The 24,842-nt window shown below is 64.3% G+C and carries 27 protein-coding genes; 12 read left to right on the forward strand and 15 right to left on the reverse strand.

Going from position 1 to position 24,842, the window contains the following annotated elements; all coding sequences use genetic code 11:
• Position 1: 1 nt before the first annotated feature.
• A complete protein-coding gene (locus tag NRS07_RS01390; RefSeq protein WP_259210470.1) occupies positions 2–196 on the reverse strand; it encodes a hypothetical protein in 195 nt (64 codons plus the stop codon).
• On the opposite strand from NRS07_RS01390, the gene NRS07_RS01395 reads away from it, so the two are divergent.
• The 9 genes from NRS07_RS01395 to NRS07_RS01435 all read left to right on the forward strand — a co-directional run bounded on the left by NRS07_RS01395 (position 195) and on the right by NRS07_RS01435 (position 6,849).
• Positions 195–2,012 carry an aminopeptidase P family protein gene (locus tag NRS07_RS01395; RefSeq protein ID WP_259210471.1) on the forward strand — a complete coding sequence of 606 codons (1,818 nt, stop codon included), beginning with the start codon at positions 195–197 and terminating at the stop codon, positions 2,010–2,012. The two genes, NRS07_RS01390 and NRS07_RS01395, sit on opposite strands and share 2 nt — an antisense overlap.
• Entirely contained in the window at positions 2,012–2,281 is a 270-nt protein-coding gene (locus NRS07_RS01400; RefSeq protein WP_259210472.1) for a hypothetical protein, read from the forward strand. Before NRS07_RS01395 ends, NRS07_RS01400 begins: the two co-directional genes overlap by 1 nt.
• A 12-nt stretch (positions 2,282–2,293) precedes the next feature.
• Complete coding sequence (locus NRS07_RS01405; protein WP_259210474.1) at positions 2,294–3,040, forward strand: MgtC/SapB family protein; 747 nt, start codon at positions 2,294–2,296, stop codon at positions 3,038–3,040.
• A gap of 45 nt (positions 3,041–3,085) precedes the next feature.
• A complete protein-coding gene (locus tag NRS07_RS01410; RefSeq protein ID WP_259210476.1) occupies positions 3,086–3,664 on the forward strand; it encodes a DUF924 family protein in 579 nt (192 codons plus the stop codon).
• Between the two features lies 1 nt (position 3,665).
• Entirely contained in the window at positions 3,666–4,493 is an 828-nt protein-coding gene (locus NRS07_RS01415) for a Rossmann-like and DUF2520 domain-containing protein (RefSeq protein ID WP_259210477.1), read from the forward strand.
• Between the two features lie 103 nt (positions 4,494–4,596).
• On the forward strand, positions 4,597–4,974 hold the full coding sequence (locus NRS07_RS01420; RefSeq protein ID WP_259210479.1) for an MAPEG family protein: 378 nt from the start codon (positions 4,597–4,599) through the stop codon (positions 4,972–4,974).
• 141 nt (positions 4,975–5,115) lie between these two features.
• On the forward strand, positions 5,116–5,478 hold the full coding sequence (locus tag NRS07_RS01425; RefSeq protein WP_259210481.1) for a hypothetical protein: 363 nt from the start codon (positions 5,116–5,118) through the stop codon (positions 5,476–5,478).
• A gap of 55 nt (positions 5,479–5,533) precedes the next feature.
• Positions 5,534–6,103 carry an alpha-ketoglutarate-dependent dioxygenase AlkB gene (locus NRS07_RS01430; protein ID WP_307729910.1) on the forward strand — a complete coding sequence of 190 codons (570 nt, stop codon included), beginning with the start codon at positions 5,534–5,536 and terminating at the stop codon, positions 6,101–6,103.
• Between the two features lie 173 nt (positions 6,104–6,276).
• Positions 6,277–6,849, forward strand: a complete 573-nt coding sequence (locus tag NRS07_RS01435) for an outer membrane beta-barrel protein (RefSeq protein ID WP_259210484.1) — start codon at positions 6,277–6,279, stop codon at positions 6,847–6,849.
• 78 nt (positions 6,850–6,927) lie between these two features.
• Here the strand turns inward: NRS07_RS01435 and NRS07_RS01440 are convergent, their stop codons facing one another.
• The 3 genes from NRS07_RS01440 to rarD all read right to left on the reverse strand — a co-directional run bounded on the left by NRS07_RS01440 (position 6,928) and on the right by rarD (position 10,262).
• Positions 6,928–7,461 (reverse strand): transposase, encoded by a 534-nt coding sequence (locus tag NRS07_RS01440; protein ID WP_259210486.1) that lies wholly within the window; start codon positions 7,459–7,461, stop codon positions 6,928–6,930.
• A gap of 165 nt (positions 7,462–7,626) precedes the next feature.
• Positions 7,627–9,294, reverse strand: coding sequence for an energy-dependent translational throttle protein EttA (gene ettA / locus NRS07_RS01445; protein ID WP_259210489.1), 1,668 nt, complete (start codon positions 9,292–9,294; stop codon positions 7,627–7,629).
• A gap of 89 nt (positions 9,295–9,383) precedes the next feature.
• Positions 9,384–10,262, reverse strand: coding sequence for an EamA family transporter RarD (rarD, locus tag NRS07_RS01450; protein ID WP_259210490.1), 879 nt, complete (start codon positions 10,260–10,262; stop codon positions 9,384–9,386).
• Between the two features lie 164 nt (positions 10,263–10,426).
• On the opposite strand from rarD, the gene NRS07_RS01455 reads away from it, so the two are divergent.
• Both NRS07_RS01455 and NRS07_RS01460 read left to right on the forward strand, forming a co-directional pair.
• Positions 10,427–12,304 (forward strand): potassium transporter Kup, encoded by a 1,878-nt coding sequence (locus NRS07_RS01455; RefSeq protein ID WP_259210492.1) that lies wholly within the window; start codon positions 10,427–10,429, stop codon positions 12,302–12,304.
• A gap of 120 nt (positions 12,305–12,424) precedes the next feature.
• Complete coding sequence (locus tag NRS07_RS01460) at positions 12,425–12,856, forward strand: FKBP-type peptidyl-prolyl cis-trans isomerase (RefSeq protein WP_259210494.1); 432 nt, start codon at positions 12,425–12,427, stop codon at positions 12,854–12,856.
• Positions 12,857–13,154: 298 nt separating this feature from the next.
• Here the strand turns inward: NRS07_RS01460 and NRS07_RS01465 are convergent, their stop codons facing one another.
• The 9 genes from NRS07_RS01465 to NRS07_RS01505 all read right to left on the reverse strand — a co-directional run bounded on the left by NRS07_RS01465 (position 13,155) and on the right by NRS07_RS01505 (position 22,932).
• Positions 13,155–13,607, reverse strand: a complete 453-nt coding sequence (locus tag NRS07_RS01465) for a GNAT family N-acetyltransferase (RefSeq protein ID WP_259210496.1) — start codon at positions 13,605–13,607, stop codon at positions 13,155–13,157.
• A gap of 35 nt (positions 13,608–13,642) precedes the next feature.
• Positions 13,643–14,677, reverse strand: coding sequence for a histone deacetylase family protein (locus NRS07_RS01470; protein ID WP_259210497.1), 1,035 nt, complete (start codon positions 14,675–14,677; stop codon positions 13,643–13,645).
• 56 nt (positions 14,678–14,733) lie between these two features.
• Complete coding sequence (gene gshA, locus NRS07_RS01475; protein WP_259210498.1) at positions 14,734–16,329, reverse strand: glutamate--cysteine ligase; 1,596 nt, start codon at positions 16,327–16,329, stop codon at positions 14,734–14,736.
• 82 nt (positions 16,330–16,411) lie between these two features.
• Positions 16,412–18,268, reverse strand: coding sequence for a DUF885 family protein (locus tag NRS07_RS01480; protein ID WP_259210499.1), 1,857 nt, complete (start codon positions 18,266–18,268; stop codon positions 16,412–16,414).
• 42 nt (positions 18,269–18,310) lie between these two features.
• On the reverse strand, positions 18,311–19,138 hold the full coding sequence (gene prmC / locus NRS07_RS01485; protein ID WP_259210500.1) for a peptide chain release factor N(5)-glutamine methyltransferase: 828 nt from the start codon (positions 19,136–19,138) through the stop codon (positions 18,311–18,313).
• On the reverse strand, positions 19,138–19,611 hold the full coding sequence (locus NRS07_RS01490; RefSeq protein WP_259213427.1) for a disulfide bond formation protein B: 474 nt from the start codon (positions 19,609–19,611) through the stop codon (positions 19,138–19,140). Before NRS07_RS01490 ends, prmC begins: the two co-directional genes overlap by 1 nt.
• Before the next feature lie 96 nt (positions 19,612–19,707).
• Positions 19,708–20,784: a peptide chain release factor 1 gene (gene prfA, locus NRS07_RS01495; RefSeq protein ID WP_259210503.1), complete on the reverse strand. Its 1,077-nt coding sequence runs from the start codon at positions 20,782–20,784 to the stop codon at positions 19,708–19,710.
• A 93-nt stretch (positions 20,785–20,877) separates the two neighbouring features.
• Positions 20,878–22,158: a glutamyl-tRNA reductase gene (gene hemA, locus NRS07_RS01500; protein ID WP_259213431.1), complete on the reverse strand. Its 1,281-nt coding sequence runs from the start codon at positions 22,156–22,158 to the stop codon at positions 20,878–20,880.
• A gap of 84 nt (positions 22,159–22,242) precedes the next feature.
• On the reverse strand, positions 22,243–22,932 hold the full coding sequence (locus NRS07_RS01505; RefSeq protein WP_259210504.1) for a response regulator transcription factor: 690 nt from the start codon (positions 22,930–22,932) through the stop codon (positions 22,243–22,245).
• A 184-nt stretch (positions 22,933–23,116) separates the two neighbouring features.
• Here NRS07_RS01505 and NRS07_RS01510 point away from each other — a divergent pair, with 184 nt between their 5' ends.
• Positions 23,117–23,662, forward strand: coding sequence for a hypothetical protein (locus tag NRS07_RS01510; protein ID WP_259210506.1), 546 nt, complete (start codon positions 23,117–23,119; stop codon positions 23,660–23,662).
• A gap of 82 nt (positions 23,663–23,744) precedes the next feature.
• Here the strand turns inward: NRS07_RS01510 and minE are convergent, their stop codons facing one another.
• Together minE and minD are read right to left on the reverse strand one after the other, a co-directional pair.
• Complete coding sequence (gene minE, locus NRS07_RS01515) at positions 23,745–23,996, reverse strand: cell division topological specificity factor MinE (RefSeq protein ID WP_259210507.1); 252 nt, start codon at positions 23,994–23,996, stop codon at positions 23,745–23,747.
• A gap of 1 nt (position 23,997) precedes the next feature.
• Entirely contained in the window at positions 23,998–24,813 is an 816-nt protein-coding gene (minD, locus tag NRS07_RS01520) for a septum site-determining protein MinD (RefSeq protein WP_259210509.1), read from the reverse strand.
• Between the last annotated feature and the right edge of the window lie 29 nt (positions 24,814–24,842).

A 24,842-nucleotide genomic window follows, 5' to 3' on the forward strand; every position in this document is an offset into this window, starting at 1 on the left:
TTCAATTGTTCAGGTCTAAAGGGTGAGCGCGATTATGCGCTATCTGGCGGCTTGGTTGGGTTCCTGTTGGAATTTTCAATGCGGTTTGCATAACATCCTGCCTGATTTGATGCCGCAACGCAATAATGCGATGCGCCACGTCCTGCCATTGCGGCGTATCATAGATGGCTTGGATAACAACTACTTGCCTAGCCATGTCGACCCCTGAATCCGAGCGTAGTCGCACCGAAAGACTGGTCCAATTGCGCGGCGCGATGGCGCGCGCCGGTATCGATGCCTATGTCTTGCCGTCGAGCGACCCGCACCTGTCCGAATACCTGCCCGGCCACTGGAAGGGACGCGAATGGCTGTCCGGCTTTACCGGCTCGGTCGGCACCTTCATTGCCACCGCCGGTTTCGCCGGCGTCTGGACCGATGGCCGTTACTGGACCCAGGCCGAGACCGAGCTGGCAGGCAGCGATATTGCGCTCATGAAGATTCCCGGCGCTGGCAGTCAGCTGCATGTCGATTGGCTGGCCGCCAATCTGGCGCCCGGCCAGAGCGTGGCGGTGGATGCGCGCGTGCTGGGCCTGGCCGGCGCGCGTTTGCTGGCCGACGCCTTGCAGGCGCGCGGCATCCATCTGCGGACCGACGTCGACCTGCTCGATGAAGTCTGGCAAGACCGTCCGGGGCTGCCGGAGGACGCGGTGTTCGAGCACCTGGCGCCCTATGCCGCTACCAGCCGCGCCGACAAGCTGGCCGCCACCCGCGCCGCGATGGAGCACCTGGGCGCTGGTTTTCACTTCATCTCCACGCTCGACGACATCGCTTACCTGTTCAACCTGCGCGGCGCCGACGTCAGCTACAACCCGGTGTTCCTGGCCCACGCGCTGATCGGGCGCGCCGACGCGACCTTGTTCGTCGGCGAAGGCAAGGTGCCGGCTGACCTGCGTGCGCGCCTCGCATCGGACGGCGTGCACCTGGCGCCCTACGCCAATGCCGCCACCGCACTGGGCGCGCTGCCAGACGGCGCTACGCTGCTGCTCGACCCACGCCGGGTCACGGCCGGCATGCGCGCCGCGGTGGCGCAGGGCGTCAAGGTGCTCGAAGCGATCAACCCGACCACCTTCGCCAAATCACGCAAGTGCGAAAGCGAAGCGGTCAGCGTGCGCGCTACGATGGAGCAAGACGGCGCCGCGCTGTGCGAATTCTTCTCCTGGCTCGAAGCGCAGCTGCTCGACGCGGCGCGCGCGCCGATCGACGAAGTGGCGATCGATACCCACATCACGGCGGCCCGCGCGCGCCGGCCGAACTTCGTCAGCCCGAGCTTTTCGACCATCGCCGGCTTCAACGCCAACGGCGCGATCATGCATTACCGCGCGGCAGCGGGCAGCTGCGCGGTGATCGAGGGTGACGGCCTGCTGCTGGTCGATTCCGGCGGCCAGTACCTGGGCGGCACCACCGACATCACGCGCGTGATCCCGGTTGGCACGCCGTCCGACGCGCAAAAGCGCGATTACACGCTGGTGCTCAAGGGCCTGATCGGCTTGTCGGCGACGCGTTTCCCGCGCGGTACTCGCGCGCCGCTGCTCGATGCGATTGCGCGCGCCCCGATCTGGGCCGCCGGCATCGACTACGGCCACGGCACCGGCCACGGCGTCGGCTTTTTCTTGAACGTGCACGAAGGTCCGCAGTCGATTTCGCCGAGCGTGGCGCCGGACCCGCACACTGCAATGGAACCGGGCATGATCACGTCGATCGAGCCGGGTATCTATCGGCCCGGCCGCTGGGGCATCCGCATCGAGAACCTGGTGCTCAACCAACCGGCCGAGACCACCGAGTTCGGCCAGTTCCTGGCCTTCGAGACCCTCACGCTGTGCCCGATCGACACCCGGCCTTTGGTGCGCGCACTGCTGCGCGACGACGAGATCGCCTGGCTCAATGCCTACCACGCCACCGTGCGCACCCGCCTGGAGCCGCACGTGAGCGGCGCGGCGCGCGACTGGCTGCTGCTGCGTACGGAGGCATTCTGATGGCCAGCGCCCGTTCCACCCGCGCCAGTGCGGCAGTCGATCGCCTCAAGCGCCGTACCGGCACGGCCAGCTACTCGATGGCGCGCACCAGCGACGGCATGTTCTTTCTGTCCGAAGCGCCCGGCGCTCCCGCGCTCAATGCGCCGCTCGAGCTCGACGAATTCGTCACTTTCGTGAACAGCCTCGGTCCGCAGGAAGTGCGGCGCGTAAGCAAGAACGACGAGAAATTCGAGAAGCAGCTGGTGCGCAAGAAGCCCGATACCCCGTGACCACGAACCCGCATGCAGCTACCTGACCTGCTCGACACCTACTGGTCCGCGCCCGAGATCTACACCAACGGGCTGATCCTGCTGCACCTGCTCGGCGCGCTGGCGCTGGGACTGCTGGTGGGCTATGAGCGCGCCTACCATGGGCGGGCGGCCGGCATGCGCACCTACGGCCTGGTGTGCATGGCCTCATCGGCCTTGACCATCCTGGCCGGCTACCCGGACTTCTGGTACGGCGGCGGCCATGCTGGCCTGCTGGCGCCGGTCGACCCGACCCGCATCATCCAGGGCATCGTGACCGGCATCGGTTTCCTTGGGGCCGGCGTCATCATGCGCGATGGCTTCAATATCAGCGGCCTGACCACGGCCGCGTCAATCTGGGCCTCGTCCGCGATCGGCATCCTGGTGGGGGTCGGCTTCTATCTGGCGGCGATGGGGCTGGCCTTCTTCTCGGCCATGATCATGATCTACCTGAACCGCCTGGAAACCCTGCTGCCGGCGCGCCACGCGGTGGCGGTGCGCATGCGCTTCAAGCCAAAGGTGATGCCGCGCGAAGACGTCCTGCGCCGCGCCGCGCTCGAACGCGGCTACGAGATCGCCGGCAGTTCGCTCACGATCAGCAGCGAAGAAGGGCGCCAGGAATGGCGTTTCGTGGCCCTGGCGCTGTCGCGCAAGAGCGGCGCGCCGCTGTCCGAGCTGGCCGACCAGCTGGCCGCGTTCGAGGGCCTGGAAGCATTCCAGCTGTCGCACGCGCGCAATTAACACTGCGGCAACCTACAACAAACGATCCAACACTGGGGTTTTACGATGCAAGCACAAGACGTTCTCGATTTCTGGTTCCTGCCGCCCGGCAGCGAAGGGCATGGCAAGCAGCGGTCCGAATGGTTTCGCAAGGACGCGGCGTTCGATACGGCGCTGCGCGAGCGCTTTGGCGACCTGATCAACCAGGCGGTGGCCGGCGGCTTGCGCGAATGGGACGAGCAGGGGCCGCGCGGCACGCTCGCACGCATCCTCCTGCTCGACCAGTTCACCCGCAACGCTTACCGCGGCAAGCCGGAATCGTTCAGCGGCGACCTGCTGGCGCTGCTGGCGGCGCGCCAGCTGGTCGATGCCGGCAGCGACAAGGCCCTGTCCCCGAGCGAACGGATATTCGTCTACCTGCCGTTCGAGCATGCCGAGGACGCGCGCATGCAAGAGCTGTCGGTGAGCCTGTTTACCGAACTGGCGCAGGCGCACGAGGGTTTCACCGAAGTGCTCGATTATGCGCACCGCCACCGGGGCATGATCGCGCGTTTCGGCCGTTTTCCTCACCGTAACGCCATTCTGGGGCGCGCATCGACCCCGGAGGAACTGGCCTTTCTGGAGCTGCCCGGCTCGAGCTTCTGACGTGGCGCCTACCCTGAACCTGGTCGGCGCCGGCCATGTCGGCCGCGTGCTGGGACGTTTGTTCGCCGGCAGCGGCGCCTTTGCGCTGCAGGACGTCCTGACCCGTTCGCTGTCCAGCGCGCAAGAGGCGGTGGCCTTCATTGGCGCCGGTACGGCGTGCGCCCGGCTCGAGACGATGCGTCCGGCCCAGGTATGGCTGCTGGCACTGGGCGACGACGCGATCGCCCCCGGCTGCGCGGCGCTGGCCGCGGCGCAGCCGCTGGCGGGGTGCGTCGTATTTCATTGCAGCGGCGCGAAAGCCTCAACCGAATTACAGGCTGCGCGCGAGGCCGGGGCGCTGGTCGCCAGCGTGCATCCGGTGCGCAGTTTTGCCGATCCGGACACGGTGGCGGCCTCGTTCGCGGGCACCTTCTGCGGCATCGAGGGCGACCCGGCCGCGCTGGCGCTGCTCGAACCATGCCTGGCCGCGATCGGCGCGCAGCTGGTGCGCATCGACCCGGCCGCAAAAACCGTTTATCACGCGGCGGCCGTATTCGCGTCGAACTATCTGGTAACGGTACTGGACGCGGCGCTGCGCGCCTACCAGGCCGCCGGGGTGCCGGAAGCGGTCGCGCGCGAACTGGCGCGGCCGCTGGCGCTCGAAACCGTCGCCAACGTCATGCGCATCGGCCCGGAAGCGGCGCTCAGCGGCCCGGTCGCGCGCGGCGACCTGGCCACCGTGGACCGCCAGCAGCAGGCGGTGGCGGCCTGGGATGCCCCTACCGGCCGGCTGTACCAGGCGCTGGTGGAGCCGACCAAGGTTCTGGCGCGCCGCAAACGCGGCGAGTAAGGGCCGTTTTCCACAGCTTTTCCCGGTCTTTTCCCATGCCTTGTGCACGCCTTTTACAGCTCTTGTACAGGCCTTTTCCACAGTTTTTCCACAGGAGTTGCCAATGTTCTTTACCGCCTGGGCCACGCTGGCCGCACTCGGGGTGTATTTCTGGACCGGCGTAAACGCCGGCCGCGCCCGTGTCCGCCATGGCATTGCGGCGCCGTCCATGGACGGCCCGCTCGCATTCCAGCGCTGCCAGCGGGTGCAGGCAAACACGCTCGAACAGCTGCCACTGGTACTGGTTCCGTTGTGGATGTGTGCGTTCTTTCTGGGTGACTTGTGGGCCGCTGGCGGCGGTTTGCTGTGGTGTGTGGCCCGCATCGCCTATGCCCTGGGCTATTACCGCGACCCGGCCCGACGCGAACTGGGCTTCATTGGCGGCATGCTGGCCTGTGCGTTGTTAATTGGCGGCACTGTTTGGGGCCTATTGCTGCACTGAAGCGAAAAATTCCAGACAATGATCGACAAAGTTCCTGCGTGGCAATAAGCTAGAGCGTTGTACACATACAACCGATCCGCCGCCACGCCCGCCCCACACAGCGCGCACCTCAGCGCGCGGGCAACAGGAGAAGGAAATACCATGTTGTTCCTGAAGAGCACCAGCGTCACCAAGGCCCCCGGAATCTTTGAAGTCGACGTGGCCGCCAAACCACCAGGCAAGACCTTCGGCGTCTACCTGGCGACCGATCTGGCCAACCCGCCGCAAGCGGTGTTGACTGCCCTGGCCGAGCTGGGTTTCAAACTGACGCATCAGCAAAGCTATGTCCATAAAGACAAGGGCAAGGTGCTGGACCTGCACTTCCAGAAAGATGGAACCGATCTGTTCAACGGCTGGAAAGCCGAGGAATGCACGGCCAACCTGGCTGCCATCGACGCCTTGTTCAATAAAAACGGCATTGCCGTGACCCCGCGGGTGATGAGCCTGGCCGAAGCCTATGCTTGACCAGCCTGGCGTGTAAACGCGTTCGACGGTGGACCTGTTTCCCTCAGCCACGAGCTTGACGCCGCTTCCGATACGCGACGGCGAGCTCGGATGGCTGGCGCAATTACCTCTGCCCTGGCCGAACGCGGACGTGCTGGCGCGCCTGGCCGCGCAGACCGCCTGGCGCGCAGAAACAGTGCTTGTCTATGGCAAGCGTCACCTGCAGCCGCGCCTGAGCGCCTGGCATGGAGACAAGCCGTATCGCTATTCGGGCCTGCAACTGGCGCCTCTGCCGCTGACGCCGCTACTCGAAACGATCCGCCTGGCCGTGCAAGACGCTACTGGCCGACGCTACAACAGCGTACTGCTCAATTGTTATCGCGATGGGCGCGACAGCATGGGCATGCATAGCGACGACGAAACCGAACTCGGTTCGATGCCGGCAATCGCCTCGGTCAGTTTCGGCGCCACGCGGACCTTTATCTTGCGCCACAAGACCAGCAAAGAAACCTTGAGACTGCCGTTGACCGATGGCAGCCTGCTGTTCATGGCAGGCGCCACGCAGGCCAATTGGGTGCACGGGATCAACAAGACCAGCCGTCCGGTCGGGATGCGAATCAACCTAACTTTCCGCAACATCGACTAACTCGCAGACAAGTTTTCCGTATCTGAACGGAAAATAGATAACTCTCGAGTCAGTAACTTACATTTGCTTACAGTTCTTACGGTTTTTGGGGCTTTAAAAAACGATTGCCGGTGCTATCTTGACCACATCGCGATTCATTCGGAATCGCGAACCAGTCGAAAAAAGGATTGCGCATGAAAAAGCTTATCGTTGCATTGATCGCCTCTGTTGCCGCCATGTCTGCTGCCCAAGCTCAACAAGTTGCGCCACGGGGCTATGTGGGTGTCGGGGTGGCCAGCGCCGACCATGACTACAAGTTGTCGGGCGCGACCAACGTCGACACCGATGGCTACAAGGCCTCCGGCAAGCTGTTCGGCGGCTATGACTTCAATCAGACCTGGGGTGTCGAAGCCGGTTATACCGACTTCCGCAAGTCCGGTGTCAGCTACACCGCGAATGGCGTGAACCAGCGCGGCGAGACCAAGGGTGAGTCGATCTACCTGGCTGCCAAGGCAACCATGCCGATCAACGAGCAGTTCTCGGTGTATGGCAAGCTCGGCGCGGCGCGCAACAAGAGCGAGCTGGTCATGATCAACTCCTTGCAAAACCGTGACCACAGCAAGACCGAAGCCTACGGTGCACTCGGTGCGCAGTACGCACTGAACCAGAATGTGGCGCTCATTGCCGAGTACGAGCGTTACGGTAAGAGCAAGGACTTCGGTGCCAAGGCCGACGTCTTCACCATCGGCGCGAAGTACAGCTTCTAAGTTGTTTGCGTAATGGCAAAAAGGACCCTGCGGGGTCCTTTTTGTTTTGGATGCTGCCAGGCCATCACAGCCGCACGATCACAGCCGCACGATCGTCTGCGGCTGGGGCCGATAAACCCATGGCGCAATGATCGGCTGGGATAGCGGCATTGCGTAGCCTGCGTTGACGAAGCGGTGCAGCGACGACCAGGGCCAGTCGGCGGGATTGCTGCAATGGCCATGTTTGACCGGGTCGGTGTGGGTCAGGTCGACCAGCGCGGCGTAGTCGTCGTCGTCGCCGACCCGGTAGTGCTGATACTGGCGTTCCCAGATGGCGCCATCGGCGGCGCCGGGTACCGAGGATTTGCGCAACGCCTTGGAAAAGGCAATCTTGACGGCGCGCCAGCGGCTCGAGCAGTCATGGTCGCCAGGGGGCAGTGTCCAGATGGCGTGGGCATGATCGGGCAGCACCACCCAGGCGTCGACATGGAAGGGTCGGCGCACGCGCGCCAGCCGCATGGCTTCGCCGAAGGCCGAAATATGGTCGGTCAGCAGTGTGCTGCCACGTTGTAGCAGGCGCACCGTGAAAAAGAAGGTTCCGCCCGGAACCCGGTTGTCGCGGTAATCAGTCATGGCTCCGTCCACTGGCGCCGCAGGCAGGCTGCCATGGCCTCAACGGGAAAGATGGTACACATGACTACTCGCCGACAGCGTTCCGATTCCGGAAAGCAAACGCCCGGCAATGCCGGGCGTTGGGCGCCTCACAATAGAGGCGTATAGCTACAACGACACAAAACCTCAGGTCGTCAGCGGCTTGTAGCGAATCCGCTTCGGCTTGGCGCCTTCTTCGCCGAGGCGTTTCTTCTTGTCGGCTTCGTATTCCTGGTAGTTACCGTCGAAGAAGCTGACTTGCGAATTGCCTTCGAATGCCAGGATATGCGTGGCAATGCGGTCCAGGAACCAGCGATCGTGCGAGATCACCATCACGCTGCCGGCGAACTCGAGCAGGGCGTCTTCGAGGGCGCGCAGGGTTTCCACGTCCAGGTCGTTCGACGGTTCATCGAGCAGCAAGACATTGCCGCCTTGCAGCAGCGTCTTGGCCAGGTGCAGGCGGCCGCGTTCGCCACCGGACAGGTTGCCGACGATCTTTTGCTGGTCCGAGCCCTTGAAATTGAAGCGGCCCAGGTAGGCGCGCGACGGCATCTCGAAACGGCCCACGCTGAGCATGTCGGCGCCACCGGTGACGTCCTCGAACACGGTCTTGTTGTTGGCCAGGTCATCGCGGTGCTGGTCGACCAGCGAGATGCGGGCAGTCTTGCCGATCGCGACTTCGCCGCTGTCGGGTTGCTCTTTCCCGGAGATCATCTTGAACAGCGTCGACTTACCGGCGCCGTTCGGGCCGATGATGCCGACGATCGCGCCCGGCGGCACGGTGAACGACACGTTGTCGAGCAGCAGGCGGTCGCCGAAGGCCTTCGAGACGTTCTTGAACTCGATCACTTCGTTACCCAGGCGCTCAGCCACGGGAATAAAGATCTCCTGGGTCTCGTTGCGCTTCTGGTATTCGAATTCGGACAGTTCGTTAAAGCGCGCCAGGCGGGCTTTCGACTTGGCCTGGCGCGCCTTTGGATTCTGGCGCGACCATTCGAGCTCGGTCTTGAGTGCCTTCTGGCGTGCCGATTCGGTCGATTCTTCTTGCTTCAGGCGTGCCTGCTTCTGGTCCAGCCAGGACGAGTAGTTGCCCTTCCAGGGAATGCCCGAACCGCGGTCCAGTTCCAGGATCCATTCGGCGGCATTGTCGAGGAAGTAGCGATCGTGGGTGATGGCGACCACGGTGCCCGGGAAGCGCAGCAGAAATTGCTCCAGCCACTCGACCGACTCGGCGTCCAGGTGGTTGGTCGGCTCGTCCAGCAGCAGCATGTCCGGCTTGCTCAGCAACAGCTTGCACAGCGCCACGCGGCGTTTCTCGCCACCCGAGAGCACGCCGATTTTCGCTTCCCATGGCGGCAGGCGCAGCGCGTCGGCGGCCATTTCCAGTTGCAGGTTCAGGTTACCGCCATCGGAAGACGAAATGATCGCTTCCAGCCGTTCCTGCTCCTTGGCAAGGGCGTCGAAGTCGGCGTCTTCCTCGGCATAGGCGGCGTACACGGCTTCGAGCTTGGCCTGCGCTTCGAACGCTTCGCCCAGGCCGCTTTCCACTTCCTGGCGCACGGTCTTTTCCGGATCGAGCTGCGGCTCTTGCGGCAGGTAGCCGATGTTCAGGCCCGGCATCGGGCGTGCTTCGCCCTGGATGTCGGTGTCGAGACCGGCCATGATCTTGAGCAGGGTCGACTTGCCCGAGCCATTCAGGCCCAGCACGCCGATCTTGGCACCCGGAAAGAAGGACAGCGAGATGTCTTTCAGAATTTGACGTTTTGGCGGGACGATTTTGCCCACGCGGTTCATGGTATAGACGTAATTGGCCATGCTTTACTCTGGTGTTGTTTAAGGTGCACAGGATACGACAGAACCCGCGCCAAGCACGAGGTTTTTGCGTCCCCGGCCCGGGTTTTTACTCAGCTTTTCCGACTGGCGCGGCTGCGCAGCAGTCCTTCGCCCGCATACAGGGCCAGCGCGGCCCAGATCACCACGAAGCCCACCAGGCGCTCGCTGCTGAAGGCTTCGTGGAACAACCATACGCCGAGCGCGAACTGGATGGTCGGCGACAGGTATTGCAGCAAGCCCAAAATCGACAGCGGGATCTTGCGCGCCCCGCTGGCAAACAGCAGCAAGGGGATGGCCGTGATCGGACCGGCCGCGACCAGCAGCAGGCGGGTCGTATCGAGCGGCGCATTTACGAAGGCATTCGCGCCGTGCATCGTCAGCCAGGCAAGGTAGCCGGCAGCAAACGGAAACAGCACCATGGTCTCGAACGACAGGCCCTCTAGCGCGCCCAGCGCCGCGGTCTTGCGCAGCAGGCCGTAGCCACCGAACGAGGCGGCCAGGAACAGCGCAATCCAGGGCACCGTTCCGGACTGCCAGGTCAGCCAGCACACGCCCAGCGCAGCCAGGGCGATGGCCATCCACTGCACGGTGCGCATGCGTTCCTTCAGGATCAGGAACCCGAACATGATGTTTACCAGCGGATTAATAAAGTAACCAAGGCTCGCTTCGATGACATGTCCGTTCTTGACTGCCCAGATATACATCAGCCAATTGGCCGACAGTAGCAAGGCCGATGCGGCGAAGCTCCAGAACACCCGTGGCTGGCGCACGATGGCAAGCCATTGCCATTGGCGGCGCCAGGCCAGCACAATCAGAAGAAAGGCCAGCGACCACAGCACCCGGTGGACCAGGATCTGCGTCGGCGGCACATCGCCGATCGCATGGAAATAAATAGGAAACAGGCCCCAGCACAGAAAGGCCAGGGCAGCTGACAAGATACCGGAACGCATGGAGAGAGAAGGCGATTGCAGGGCTCGCATTATCCTCCCAACCCGGTTTCCCTGCTGGCTAACACGAAAATTGCTCAGGTGTATGATACGCAACGAAATCTTCTTGCAATTATCACGTCGATCTTCTATGGTGCGGTGCACCAACATTCATCCATGGTGCAGTCTTGAGCTCCGAGAACAAGAAAAGCAGCGTTGCCGCCCTCACGCTGGCTGCGGTCGGCATCGTCTATGGCGACATCGGCACCAGTCCGCTGTACACATTGCGGGCGATCTTCGGCAGCGAGCATGGCCTGCCGCTTACCCATCCCAATATCCTGGGCATCATCTCGCTGATTTTCTGGAGCCTGACCATTGTCGTCTCGCTCAAGTACGTCACGCTGATCCTGCGCGCCGACAACCGTGGCGAGGGCGGCATCGTCGCCCTGATGGCGCAGGCCACCAATTCAGTGACGAAACACTCGCGCTGGCACTTCCCGCTGCTTGTCATAGGTGTGCTGGGCGCTACGATGTTCTACGGCGACAGCGTGATCACGCCGGCCATCTCGGTACTTGGCGCCATCGAAGGTCTTGAAGTCGCGGCGCCGGGGATGGCGCATTACGTGGTGCCGCTGGCGGTCGTGGTGCTGGTGCTGTTATACAGCGTGCAAAGTCATGGCACGGCTGGCATCGGCCGTTTCTTCGGCCCCGTGATGCTGGTCTGGTTCATCGTGCTGGCGATCATGGGTGTAATCAACATCATCGAGGCGCCCGTCATTCTGCAGGCGCTCAATCCGTATCACGCGCTGCGATTCATGTTCGATAACAAGTTGTTGGCCTTTGTCGCCCTTGGGGCGGTGGTGCTAGCCATTACCGGTGCCGAGGCGCTGTATGCCGACATGGGCCACTTCGGCCGCAAGCCGATTCGCCTGGCATGGTTTACCGTCGCCTTTCCGGCGCTGGCGCTGAATTATCTTGGCCAGGGCGGACTGCTGATCATGCAGCCAGAGGCGGTCGACAACCCGTTCTACCATCAGCTCGGTTCGTGGAGCGTCATCCCGCTGGTGATCCTGTCGACCATGGCGGCAGTGATTGCATCGCAAGCGACCATTTCCGGCACGTACTCGATGACCAAGCAAGCCATTGCACTCGGCTTGCTGCCGCGCATGCGCATTCGTCATACCTCGGAAAGCGAAATTGGCCAGATTTATATTCCGGCCGTAAATTGGGCGCAATTGGCCATCGTATTGATTGCCGTCGTCGGCTTCGGCTCGTCGGAAAAACTGGCCGGCGCCTATGGCATCGCGGTCACGGCAACCATGCTGGCTACCACGATCCTGACCTTCTTCGTGACACGTTACCGCTGGAAGTTGCCGCTCATCGTATGCATCGGCGCGACCGGTTTTTTCCTGGTCATCGACGTGCTGCTGTTCGCATCGACCTCGCTCAAGCTGTTCCACGGCGGCTGGTTCCCGCTGCTGCTCGCCACTGTGCTGCTGACCCTGATGCTGACCTGGAAGCGCGGCCGCGAACTGGTGTCCGACAACCTGGAAAAGCACGCCATTCCGCTGGAAGCCTTCATGGAATCGCTGTTCGTGGCGCCGCCGGCGCGGGTGCCGGGTACGGCCCTGTTCTTGCGCGGCGAAAGCGATGGCGTGCCGCACGCGCTGCTGCACAACCTGTCGCATAACAAGGTGCTGCACGAGCGTGTCGTGTTTTTGACGGTACACATCATCGAAGAACCGTGGGTGCCCGAAGAAGACCAGGTAGCAATCGTCGAACTGGGTCACAACTGCTTCCAGCTCAATGTGCGCTATGGCTTCAAGGATGAACCGGACATTCCGGACATCCTGCGCCGCTGCAGCAGCCTGGGGCTGGCGTTCGAGATGATGGAAACCTCGTTCTTCATTGCGCGCCAGACCGTGGTGTCGACGCCGGACGGGGGCATGGCCCCGTGGCGCGAGCACCTGTACGTGATGATGTCCCGCAACGCACGCGCGGCAGCGGACTATTACCAGATCCCACCGAACCGGGTAATCGAGCTGGGCACCCAAATCGAAATCTGATTTACAAAAAAATACAGAAGCGGGACACACGCAGGTAAGTGAGTCGGGTAATGTGCGCCATTGCGTCTCATAAACATGGGCGCTCATTCAATGTTGACTTATTTTGCCAAGGACCGTTCCATGAAGCTGAAGTTGCCCCTGATTGCCGCCTTTGTTGCCATGCTCTCGCTGACCGCCTGCGGCGGCGGCGGAAATTCCAGCGACAGTGTCGCCGTCAGCAGCCCAGCCGCGCTGACCAAGACCGACAACACCGTTGGCAGCGGCACTGAAGCCGTGAGCGGCAAGACCGTCACCGTCGACTACACGCTGTGGCTGTACAACGACAAGGCAGCCGACTTCAAGGGTAGCCGCCTGGAATCCGGGCCCTATACTTTCGTGATCGGTTCGGCCAACACAATCCAGGGTTTCCAGCAGGGCGTGCTGGGCATGAAGGTCGGCGGCAAGCGCACTGTCCTGGTTCCGGCCAGCCTGGGCTATGGCGCCGCCGGCAGCGGCCGCGTGCCGCCGAATTCGGGCCTGGTCTTCGAGCTGGTCCTGAACAAGGTCGAGTAAGCGCGCACGCCTGATCAGGCGCATAGGGCGCGCCAGCCGGATGCCTGAAGCTGCAGGTCTTGACTACTGCGACCCTGCCGCCATGCGCTGCCATACCTTGCTGCTTCTGCTGCTTCTGCTGCTTCTGCTGCTCGTGTCGGCTTGCCGTCCGAGCAGCGCCCACCACCATTCCCCGCCGGCGCGCGCCTGCGAGCTCCCCCTGGGTGCGCCCCCGGCCGAAACGGATGCCTGGCTGTTGCTGGCCGCGCTGGCCGTCGGTACGGCTGGCCGGCTTGCCACCAGCCGGCACAGGTAGCTGTCAGCGTAGCATGTCGATATGCTCGATGCCGTCTTCGTCGTAGGGTGCCGAGACGGTGGCAAAGCCAAAGCTCTGATAGAACTTTTCGAGGTAGCGCTGGGCGCCGATGCGGATGCGGTGGCCCGGATACAGCGCTTCGGCGCAGTCGATGCCGCGCGCCAGCAGCGCGCGTCCGGCGCCGCTGCCGCGTGCGGCCTGGGTGGTGAGCACGCGCCCGAGCGACATCTCGTCATACTTTGCGCCCGGTCCCAGCACCCGCAGGTAAGCCACCAGCTGGCGCTCGCCCCCGATCGTGCGCCAGCCCAGCAGATGGTGCGCCGCCGGGTCGAGGCCGTCGATGTCGGGATACAGGCAGGTCTGTTCGAGAATGAAGACCTGCTGGCGCTGGGCCAGCAGCGCGTACAGGTCGGCCGGGCCGAGGTCGTTGAAAGAGGAGAACTGCCAGTCGATCATGATGGTGGGTGGTTATGCCGTGCAGCGTGACTTGCCTATGCGGCGGTTTCGAAGCCTTCGAGGACGTTGACCATGTTGGTGCAAGGTTCCGGCGCCGCGGCGCCGCCCTCGAAGATGAATGTGGTGGGCAGGCCAAGGTGCGCGATGCGCTCGCCGACGCGCAGAAAGTCGCCGCCCTGCAAACCGAAGCAGGCTGCGATATCGGCGTCGAGCGACAGCACCAGTGCGTCGGGGCGAAACATCGCCAGCTTGAGGCAGGCCGTCTCGAGCGCGGCGAACCACTGCGCGCTGCCGCTGCCGGGTGCCAGCGGCAAATTCATGTTGCAGCCCAGTCCTGCGCCGCTGCCCTGTTCGCCGGCATGCCCCAGGTAGAACGGGTAGGCGTCGCGCGGGTCGAGGTGGATCGACGCGAACAGGACCTCGGCCCGTGCATAGAAAATATGCTGGGTGCCGTGTCCATGGTGCCGGCCAAGGTCGAGGACCGCGACCCGTCCCATGCCGTCGTCGAGCAGGTGCTGGGCCGCCAGCGCAGCATTGTTCAGGAAACAGCCGCCGCCGAACCAGTCGGCGCCCGCATGGCTGCCTGGCGGGAAGGTCAACGCCAGCGTGGCGCGCTCGCCCATGCGCAGCGCGTGCGCGGCATTGACCGCGCAATCGGCGCCGGTCTTGGCCGCGGTCCAGGTGCCGGCGCCGAGCGGTGTATGGCTGTCGGAGGCATACAGGCCGGTGCGCGCGAGCAGGTCGTCGAATTCGTCTTCGCGCTCGTTGCGCATGCCCCGTACCGGCCAGGCCGCTGGCAACAGCGCGCGCCCGGCATTGCCAGGCTCGCGCGCGGTCCATGCGCTCCATGCGGTGCGCAAGAAGTGCAGGTAGCGCGGCGTGTGCACGCGCTCGAGCGACACCAGCGGCACCCCATGCGGGGTAACGATGCGCCCCAGGCCACGCCGCTCGAACTCGGCCAGCGTCAGCGCGAGCGCCGCGTGCGGATGTGGTCCGCTGCGCTCCTGCCAGGGCGCGGGACCGGGGCCCTCACGGTGCTGGGCATGGTGTTCGTTGTAAAAGGTGAGCAAATGATTCCCGCGCGAGTGCTGGCCTGGCGCCTGCCGGTCGGTGGCCTACTGGTTGCCTACTGATTGCCGCATAGCGTACTGCTGTTGTAAGCCGCAACGAAGTCGTCGAAGCTGCCGGCATCGGCTGCCTCGATGCTGGCCTGGTCGGCCAGCGAGGCCGCCGCCATCTCGTCGAACAGCGCTTCTTCGGCTGGCATCAGCGGGCTGTCGCGGAAACTGGCGGCATGCAGCTCGCTCTGGCGCAGGCCGAAGGCGGTGGCCGAACCCAGTGCGCGGACCTCTTCGAGCACGCGCGCCGATGGCGTCAAGGCGGGGTTGTCGATCTTGGCCTGTTGCAGGCCAAGCGAACTGGCGTGCACGCCATCCTCGTTATGCCCTTCGTCGAGCAGCTGCGCCACCGGACGAATCCGTTCGATCAGGTCCAGCGCCCACTGCTTGAGCGGGATCTCTACACCGTCGCGGGTGAGCGTCAAGGCCGGGTCACGGCCTTGCTTGACCGTGCGCGCAAAGTTGCGCGCATGGATCTCGCCTTCCTGGGCACTGATCTGGGGGCTTTCTTCGAGTGCGCAGAACAGCAAAAAGGCATCCAGGAAGCGGCCGGTCTCCAGGCTGATGCCGACCGGCTCGAACGGATCGACGTCGAGGCAGCGCACCTCGATGTACTGCACGCCGCGGTTGCACAGGGCCTGCACCGGGCGCTCGCCGGTACGGATCACGCGCTTCGGGCGGATCGTCGAGTAGTACTCGTTCTCGATCTGCAGCACGTTGGTGGACAGCTGGATCCATTGGCCGTCTTTCTTGGTGCCGACCGCCTGGTAAGGCGCATAGGGCGTGTTCACCGCCGACATCAGGCTGGTGACATAGCTTTCCAGGCTGTTCTCGTGCGGACGCAGGCCGCTTTGCGCGTCGTTCTGGTAACCGAGGTCGCTCATGCGCAGGCTGGTCGCATACGGCAGGTAGAGGGTGTCGTCCGAGAGCGTCTCGAGATTGTGCGGGCGATCGCGCAGGAAGCTGGTAGTTAGCGCCGGGGTGGCGCCGAACAGGTACATCAACAGCCAGCTGTAGCGGCGGAAGTTGCGGATGGCCGCGATATAGCTCTCGGACTGGAAATCGCGCAGCGCGTGGCGGCGTTCTTCAGGAATGCCTTCGCTGGCGGCGACCAGCTGCCACAGCTTTTCGGGCAGCGAATAGTTGTAGTGGATGCCCGCGATGCACTGCATCGCTTTGCCGTAGCGCAGCGCCAGGCCGCGCCGGTATACGTGCTTGAGCATGCCCAGGTTGGAGCTGCCGTACCAGGCGATCTCGATGTCTTCTTCCGGCGGCAGTTCGCCTGGCATCGACACGCTCCAGAGCATGTCGCCGTCCATGCGCGCGTGCGCGAAGCGGTGGATCGCGTCAAGCCGGTTGAGCGCCACCGAAATGTCGTGTTCGGCCGGGGTGATGAATTCCAGCAGGGCTTCGGCGTAGTCGGTGGTAATGAGCGGATTGGTCAGTGCCGAACCAAGCTTGACCGGATGCGGGGTGCGCGCCAGATGGCCGTGGCGGTCGACGCGCAGGGTTTCGCGCTCGATCCCGCGCAGGCCCTGGCCGAGCAGCGCGCGGTGGTCGTCGTCGTCGAGCAGGGCCAGGCGGCGTTGTAGTTGGTTCGACACGGATGTTTCCTTTCTTATACTGCCAATGCGGATTGGAGCAGAGATTAACCGAAAAACGGCGAGCGCGCCGGGAGGCCTTTGATTACTGGCGGGACGGCGCCGGGGCAGGCGCGGGTGCCGCCGGCGATGCCTCTGGCGTAGCTGGTGCGGCCCCCTGCGGGGGCGCTTTCATGGCAGGGGCCTGCTGGTTCACGATCCAGCGCTCGACCTGGCGCTGGAGCACATCGAGCGGCACGGCGCCGCTGCCCAGCACCGCATCGTGGAAGCGGCGCAGGTCGAAGCGCTCGCCCAGTGCCGCGCGCGCCCGGTCGCGCAGCGCGGCAATGCGCAGCTGGCCGATCTTGTAGCCCAGCGCCTGGGCCGGCTGGGCGATGTAGCGGTCTACCTCGGCTTCGTTATCGAGGGGTGGGTTGGCGGTGTGCGCGTTCAGGTAATCGATCGCCTGGCGGCGCGACCAGCCCATTGCGTGGATGCCGGTGTCGACCACCAGCCGCGCCGCGCGCAGCATCTCTTCGTTGAGCTGGCCAAAGCGCGAGAACGGGTCGTCGAAGAAGCCCAGCTGCGGTCCCAATCCTTCGGCATAGGTTGCCCAGCCTTCGCCAAAGGCGTGGTACCAGCCGTGGCGCCGAAAGGCCGGCAGGTTGAGCGCCTGGGCGCGCGCTACCTGCAGGTGGTGCCCCGGCACCGCCTCGTGCAGCGCTACGCTGTCGACCTGCCACATCGGGCGCGCGCCCAGCTGGGTGACGTTCACCACCAGCGCCGCGGTACGCGCCGGGCCGCCGGCTTCGTAGTACGCGACCGGCTGGTGGGTGCCGTCCTGCATCATCGGCTTGACCGTGATGCCGGCATCCGGAACCGTGGCGACGACTTTCGGCAGCTTCGCCTGCGCGCGCGCGAGCGCCTTGCGGTAGCGCCCCAGCAGTGCTTCGGGTTCGCTGTAGAACAGGCGCCGGTCGGTGCGCGCGAACACCAAAAATTGCGGCAGGCTGCCACGAAAGCCGGTGCGGCCAACCTGCGCGGCCATCTGGGCGCGGATACGGGCCACCTCGCGCAGGCCGATGGCATGCACCTCGGCCGCGCTCAGGGCGGTGGTGGTGGCGCTGCGCAGCAAGAAGGCGTACCAGGCCGCGCCGCCGGGCAGGCTGGACGCGCCGATGCTCGTGCGCGCGGCCGGCAGGTAGTCGCGCCGCAGAAATTGCTCGAGCCGGTGCAGCGCCACGGCGGCATCGGCCAGCACGGTGATGCTGCGGTTGACCAGTTCCTCGCGCACGTCAAGCTCGATCGAGGCCGGGATGCGTCCGAACGGCGCATTCAGCGGCCCGCCGGCAAGTTCGTCGCGCAGCTGCTGCAGCGCATCCGGTACCGGATCGACGACCACCCTCGGTACGGTCCAGCCGGCAGCCATTGCCGCGCGCATCTGCTCGATCAGCCCATTGACGTGGGCGGGCAAATCTTCCAGGCGCGCCAGGTAGTTGCGGTAGTCTTGCTCGGTCGCGAAGGGCATTTGCGCAACCAGGCGCGGCAGGCGCAGGTGCAGGCCGTCCCAGGCGCTGATCGGCTGTGGGTCGAAGGCGGTAAACGCGGCCGCCGCCAAGGTACGCTCGCGCGCCGCGATGAACATCTCGAGCGAGACCAGGTCTTGTCCTTGCAGCTGCGCGCGGTCCAGGCTGCGCGCCTCTTGCAGCACGGCGCGCGCGTGCTCGAGGGCGGCGCTGCGCGCGGCCAGCGAGGTGTCTGCCAGCTGCGCATTGTGACGGTGCTCGCCGATGCCGGTCGCGTACTCGGGCTGCTGGCGCAGCTGGTACTGCCATTCGCGTTCGAACAGGCGACGCGCCTGCTCGGACGGCGTATCGGCGGCGCCGCAGGCGAGGGGGATCAAGAAGAAGAGCGAAGCGAGAAAGGTGCGCATGCGGTGCCCGCGCAAGGGGACGACGGTCAAGGAATGGTCATTGTAACAAGACCTGCTCCGGCGGCGCGCAGCTTAGGCCAGCCGAGCGCCGCTGACGCGTTCGATGCCGGACAAGTCGCGCCAGCTGTGCACCTCGAGCAGGCCGCGCGCGTCGAGCAGCGCGCGCACCGCCACGGCCTGGTCGTAGCCATGTTCGAGCAGCAGCCAGCCGCCCGCCACCAGGTGGTCGGGCGCGCCGTCGATGATGGCGCGCAGCGCCGACAGGCCGTCGGCGCCGTCGGTCAGGGCGCCGACCGGTTCAAAGCGCAAATCGCCCTGCGCCAGGTGTTCGTCGCCGGCCGCGATATAGGGCGGATTCGAGGCGATCAGCTCGAACCGTTCGCCCGCGACGGCGGCAAACCAGTCGCTGCGCAGGAAACGCACCGCGGCGCCGTTGGCGGCGGCGTTATCGCGCGCGATGGCCAGCGCCGCTTCGCTCAGGTCGAGCGCGGTGACGATGGCGTCCGGGCGACTGTGGGCACAGGCAACCGCTATCGCGCCGCTGCCGGTGCCCATGTCGAGCAGGCGCCCGGCCGCGGGCAGGCGCTCGAGGGCCAGTTCGACGATCAGTTCGGTATCCGGGCGCGGTATCAGCACGCCGGGCGCGACCCGGAACGGCAGGCCGAAGAACTCGCGGCTGCCGACGATATAGGCGATCGGCTCGCCATCGAGGCGGCGCTGCACCAGCGCGCCGAGAGTGGCCGCTTCTTCGAGTGTCAGCACGCGCTCGGATTGCGTGATCAGGCCAACCCGCGCCAGGCCGAGCGCATGGCATAGCAGGATGCGGTTTTCCAGCGGATCGAGCGGCAGCGCCGCCTGCAGCTGCTTGAGCGTTGCCCCGGCGGCTGGCAACGGCGTCATCAGCGCGCCTTGCGCACCAGGACGAAGACCAGCAGCACGCTCAGGATCACGAACCAGAGCGCCGACCACTGCGGAATGGCCAGGCCCAGCACCGAATCGGTGGCGCCAGCGCACAGGCCGTCGGCGCGGAACAGCCAGGGCAGGTATTCGGCGGTCGGGATCTTGTTGAGGAAGGTCTCCATCGGGTCGATGCCGCAGCTGAACCCCGGGTTGGCGATCACATACAGGTGCTTGCCGACCGCGTACAGGCCGCCGAGCGCCGCCATCAGGGCGAGCACCGTGCCTTCGCGGATCTTGCCGCTGATGGCCGACACCAGGCTGGCCACGCCAACGGCCAGGAACATGTAGCGCTGGATCACGCACAGCGGGCAGGGCTGCATCTGCTCGATGTGCTGCAGATAGAGGGCCACGGCGATCAGCGCGAAGCAGATCGACGAGATGGCGAACAGGATCTGGCGGGAGGTGGGCAGCATCATGGTTTTTTTATAAGCGTGGTTCGGGACGTGGGCATTCTCGCATAAGTTCGCGTCAAGTCAGCCCGCATCTGGCCGCAGATCCGGCCCGGTGAATTAATCGCCCAGCGCCGCCAGCTGCTCGGCCTGGTGCTCCGCCGCCAGCGCATTGGTCAGGTCGATCAAATCGCCATCCATGATGAAGTCGAGCTTGTACAGGGTCAGGTTGATGCGGTGGTCGGTCAGGCGCCCCTGCGGGAAGTTATAGGTGCGGATCCGTTCACTGCGGTCGCCCGAGCCGATCAGGCTCTTGCGGGTGGCCGCTTCTTTCGATTGCTGCTCGCGCAATTGCACGTCCTTGATGCGCGCCGCCAGCACCTTCATGGCCTGGGCCTTGTTCTTGTGCTGGCTGCGGTCGTCCTGGCATTCCACCACGATGCCGGTGGGCAGGTGGGTCAGGCGCACCGCCGAATCGGTCTTGTTGATGTGCTGCCCGCCGGCGCCCGAGGCGCGGTAGGTGTCGATGCGCAGGTCGGCCGGGTTGATGTTGACGTCCTCGACTTCGTCGGCTTCCGGCATCACGGCCACGGTGCAGGCCGAGGTGTGGATGCGGCCTTGCGTCTCGGTGGCCGGCACCCGCTGCACGCGGTGGCCACCCGATTCGAACTTGAGTTTCGAATACACGCCGTTGCCAATGATGCGCACGATGACTTCGCGGTAGCCGCCCAGGTCGGAACTCGATTCCGACACCACCTCGACCTGCCAGCGGTTGCGTTCGGCAAAGCGCGTGTACATGCGCAGCAAGTCGCCGGCGAACAGCGCCGACTCGTCGCCGCCGGTACCGGCGCGGATTTCTAGAAAGATATTGCGTTCGTCGTTGACATCTTTCGGCAGCAGCATCTTTTGCAGATCGAGTTCAAGCGCGCCCAGGCGCGCCTTGGCCGCTTCGGTTTCTTCCTGAGCGAACTCCTTCATGTCCGGGTCTTGCGCCATGTCCTGGGCCGCCGCCAGGTCGCCTTGCGCGGCGCCGTACTCGTGGTACAGGCCCACCAGCGGCGCCAGCTCGGCGCGTTCGCGGGTGAGCTTGCGGTAGCTGTCCATGTTCGCGGTGGCGCCTTCGCACATCAAAAGTTCGTCCAGTTCGACGAATCGGTTGGCCAGTTGCTCCAGCTTGGCCAGCATGGATGGTTTCATGAGAATGCTCGGTAGGGTCGATATGAATTCGGGAAGCCGCGCTGCGGCCGGAAACGCGTCTTGCACAAGACGCAGGCAGAACGGAACGAGCCGCTAACGGCGGCCGCGGAACAGCTGCGGCAGCAGGGCTGCCAGGCGGGCGCGTTCGTCGCCCGTGGCATGGTGCAGCGCCTGCTGCGGGCCATGCAGGAACTTGGCGCTCAAGCCCCTGGACAGCGCTTCGAGCACGGCTTCGGGATCGTCGCCGCGCGCCAGCATCTTGCGTGCGCGCTCGAGTTCGGCCAGCCGCAGCGCCTCGCTCGATTCGTGCAGGTCGCGGATCACCGGCACCACCGCGCGATCGCCAACCCAGTGCATGAAGGACTGGACCCGGGTCTCGATAATGGCTTCGGCCTGCGACACCGCGGCCTGGCGGCTTTCCATGCCGGTCTGGACCACCTGTGCGAGGTCGTCCACGGTATACAGGAAGACGTCGTCGAGGCGTGCGACTTCGGGTTCGATATCGCGCGGCACCGCCAGGTCGGCCATGAAGATCGGACGGTGGCGGCGTGCCTTGATCGCGCGCTCGACCATGCCCAGGCCCAGCAGCGGCAACGTCGAGGCGGTGCACGAGATGACGATGTCGAACTGGTGCAGGCGCTCGGGCAGGTCGGCCAGGCACATCGCTTCGCCGTGGTAGCGGGTGGCCAGCGCCTGGCCCCGGGCCAGCGAGCGGTTGGCGATGGTGACCGATTTGGGGTTGTGCGCGGCGAAGTGGGCGGCGCACAGTTCGATCATCTCGCCAGCGCCGATGAACAGCACGTGCTGGTCGGCGATGGCATCGAAAATGCGCTGCGACAGGCGCACCGCGGCCGCGGCCATGGAAACGCTGTGGGCGCCGATCTCGGTGGTGCTGCGCACTTCCTTGGCCACTGCAAAACTGCGCTGGAACAGCTGGTGCAGGTAGGTGCCCAGGCCGCCGGCCTGGTCGGCGGTGCGCACGGCGTCTTTCATCTGCCCCAGGATCTGCGGCTCGCCCAGCACCATCGAGTCGAGTCCGGAAGCGACGCGGAAGGCATGGCGCACGGCGCTGTCGTGCGGCAGCATGTAGAGATGGGGGCGCAGCTCGGCGAAATTGAGTGCGTGGTAGTGGGCCAGGAACTGGGCCGAGGCGTCGAGCGGGTTGGGCAGGTCGCTGGCCGCGTACATCTCGGTGCGGTTGCAGGTCGACAGGATCGCTGCCTCGTTGCTGCCACCCACGCCGCTGCCGTGGCGCGCAAACCAGCCACGCGCCGCCTGCACCGCCGCGCCGAGCTGCTCGGGTCCGAGCGCCAGCTGCTCGCGCAGCGAGACCGGGGCGGTCGTGTGGTTCAGGCCAACGGCAAGCAGTTGCATGGTGGGAGGGGGTGGACGGTATGTGTCCATTATACCCTTGTGCGAGCAGGGGATCAGCGACCGCAGAGGCGGCCGCGAGGCTGCTCAGGCGCCCAGTTTTTCCAGGCGGTAGCCGTAGCTGTACACGGGTACCAGGCGGAATCCATTTTCCGGACGCAGGCTCAGCTTGTTGCGCACGCGCGAGACATGGGTGTCCATCGTGCGCGAGGGAACATCGGTATCGCGCACCCAGACCGATTCGTGGATATAGGCGCGCGACAGTGGACGGCCGATATTGCGGAAGAACAGCAAGGCCAGCGAGAACTCTTTTTGCGTAACGTCGACCACCGAGCCGTCCTTGATCAGCCGTCCCGGACGGGTTTCGAAGATATACGGGCCGAACTGCAGCTGTTCCGCGCTGTTTTGCGACGGATAGGCGCGGCGCAGCAGGGCCGAGATACGCGCCACCAGTTCGCCGCGGCGCAGTGGCTTGACCATATAATCGTCGGCGCCGGCGGTAACGCCGGCAATGATGTCATCCTCGGCGTTGTGGGCAACCAGGAAGATCGTCGGGGCGTTCGACGCCATTTTTTCCTTGGCGCGGCGCAATACTTCGGCGCCATCCATGTCCGGAACGTTCCAGTCCATGACCAGCATGTCTGCGGTTTCCTTGCGCAATTGCGCAAGACAATCCTTGGCATTGTCGAAGGCCTGGCAGCTATGGCCGGCGGTGGTCAGGACTTGGCAGATGAGCTCAGCTTGAGCGCGATCTTGTTCCAGAATTGCAATCTTCATAGGGCATCTGCTTGGTGAATTTTCTTTGTAGGAAGACTCCTACAAAGGTTAAGCGAATATAGCAGACTTTGTCAAAATAGTGCTATGGGAAAACTACGAATTTACAATTGGAACGATTGTTCTGTTGTGTTAAGGGGATAGCACGCGCCGCGTTACACTTGGTAACGCTTAACAAGGAGGCAATATGTTTAAACAAGATACTAAAGAGGCGATGTCGACCGAGCCGGCGCTAGTACCAGTCAGTGGCGAGGGGATCAACCTGGCGCGCGAACGCTGCCGCGTGATGGTACGCAAGCGCGCGCTGGTATCGGCCGGAATCTCGGCCGTGCCGCTGCCGGGGATGGATATCCTGTCGGACCTGACCACTTTCGCGGTCCTGGTCGAAGCCATCAACAATGAGTTCGGGCTGAGCCAGAAGCAGATCGAACGCCTGAACCCGCAGCGGCAGATACTGATCTACAAGGTTGCAGCCTCGGTCGGCGGCATGTTGGTGGGTAAAATGATAACGCGCAAGCTGGTGCTGGCGGTGTTCCAGCGCGCCGGCGTGCGCATGGCCGCCAGGACAGTGGCCAAGGTAGTGCCGCTCGCCGGGCAGGTGGCCTCGGCAGCGATCGGATTCGCGCTGTTTCGCAAGATGGGCAACCAGCACGTGGAGGCGTGCGCCGAAGTCGCGCGCGAGCTCGAAAGCCTGGCGGCAACCGAACCCGGGAGCACAGTCGCGCCGATGTAGGAAGGGGGCGCGAGCGCACTCATCGAATCGCCATAAACAAATGCCCGCATCAGCGGGCATTTGTTTATTCAGAGCAAGGCTATCACGCGTCTGGCAGCACCACGTTCACGTCGAGCACTTCCAGGTTGCCCTGGCGGTCGAGCGAAATCTTGATGTCGTCCGCGTTGACCTTGGTGTACTTCGAAATCACCTCGATCAGCTCACGGTGCAGCGCCGGCAGGAAGTCGGGGCCGGTGCGGTTGGTACGTTCGCGCGCGATGATGATCTGCAGGCGTTCCTTGGCGGCTGTGGCGCTCTTCTTTTTCTCTGGAAACAGGAAATTGAGCAATGGCATATCACTTGGCTCCAAAAATGCGCTGGAACAGGCCCGGCTTTTCGTAGTTGGTGAAACGCAGCGGACGGTCTTCGCCCAGGAAGCGGGCGATCACGTCCTCGTAGGCTTCGGCCACGTCGGTTCCCTTGAAGTGGATTGCCGGGTTGCCCTGGTTGGAGGCGTGCAGCACCGATTCCGATTCCGGAATGATGCCGATCAAGGGGATGCGCAGGATTTCCTGCACGTCTTGATAGGACAGCATTTCGTCGGCTTCGACCCGCTTTGGCGAATAGCGGGTGATCAAGAGGTGTTCCTTGACCGGCTCCGAACCGCTCTGGGCGCGGCGCGACTTGGCCTGGATGATGCCCAGGATGCGGTCCGAATCGCGCACCGACGACACTTCGGGGTTGGTCACGATGATCGCTTCATCGGCGAAGGTCAGCGCCATCAGCGCGCCGTGCTCGATGCCGGCCGGCGAATCGCAGATGATGAACTCGAAGCCCATCTGCACCAGGTCGTTGAGTACGCGTTCCACGCCTTCTTCGCCCAGTGCATCCTTGTCGCGCGTCTGCGACGCCGGCAGGATGAACAGGTTGTCGGTGTGCTTGTCCTTGATCAGCGCCTGGTTCAGGGTCGCTTCGCCATTGATGACGTTGATCAGGTCGTAGACCACGCGGCGTTCGCAGCCCATGATCAGGTCGAGATTACGCAGGCCGACATCGAAGTCGATGACCACGGTCTTGTGCCCGCGCAGGGCCAGGCCGCTGGAGAAGCTTGCGCTCGAGGTGGTTTTGCCCACGCCGCCCTTGCCGGACGTTACAACAATAATTCGTGCCACAAAAAATCCTTTTCAGTATCTAGCAGTAT

Origin of the sequence: Massilia sp. H6, assembly GCF_024802625.1 — a bacterium.
In the GTDB taxonomy this organism is placed as follows: Bacteria; Pseudomonadota; Gammaproteobacteria; order Burkholderiales; family Burkholderiaceae_D; genus Telluria.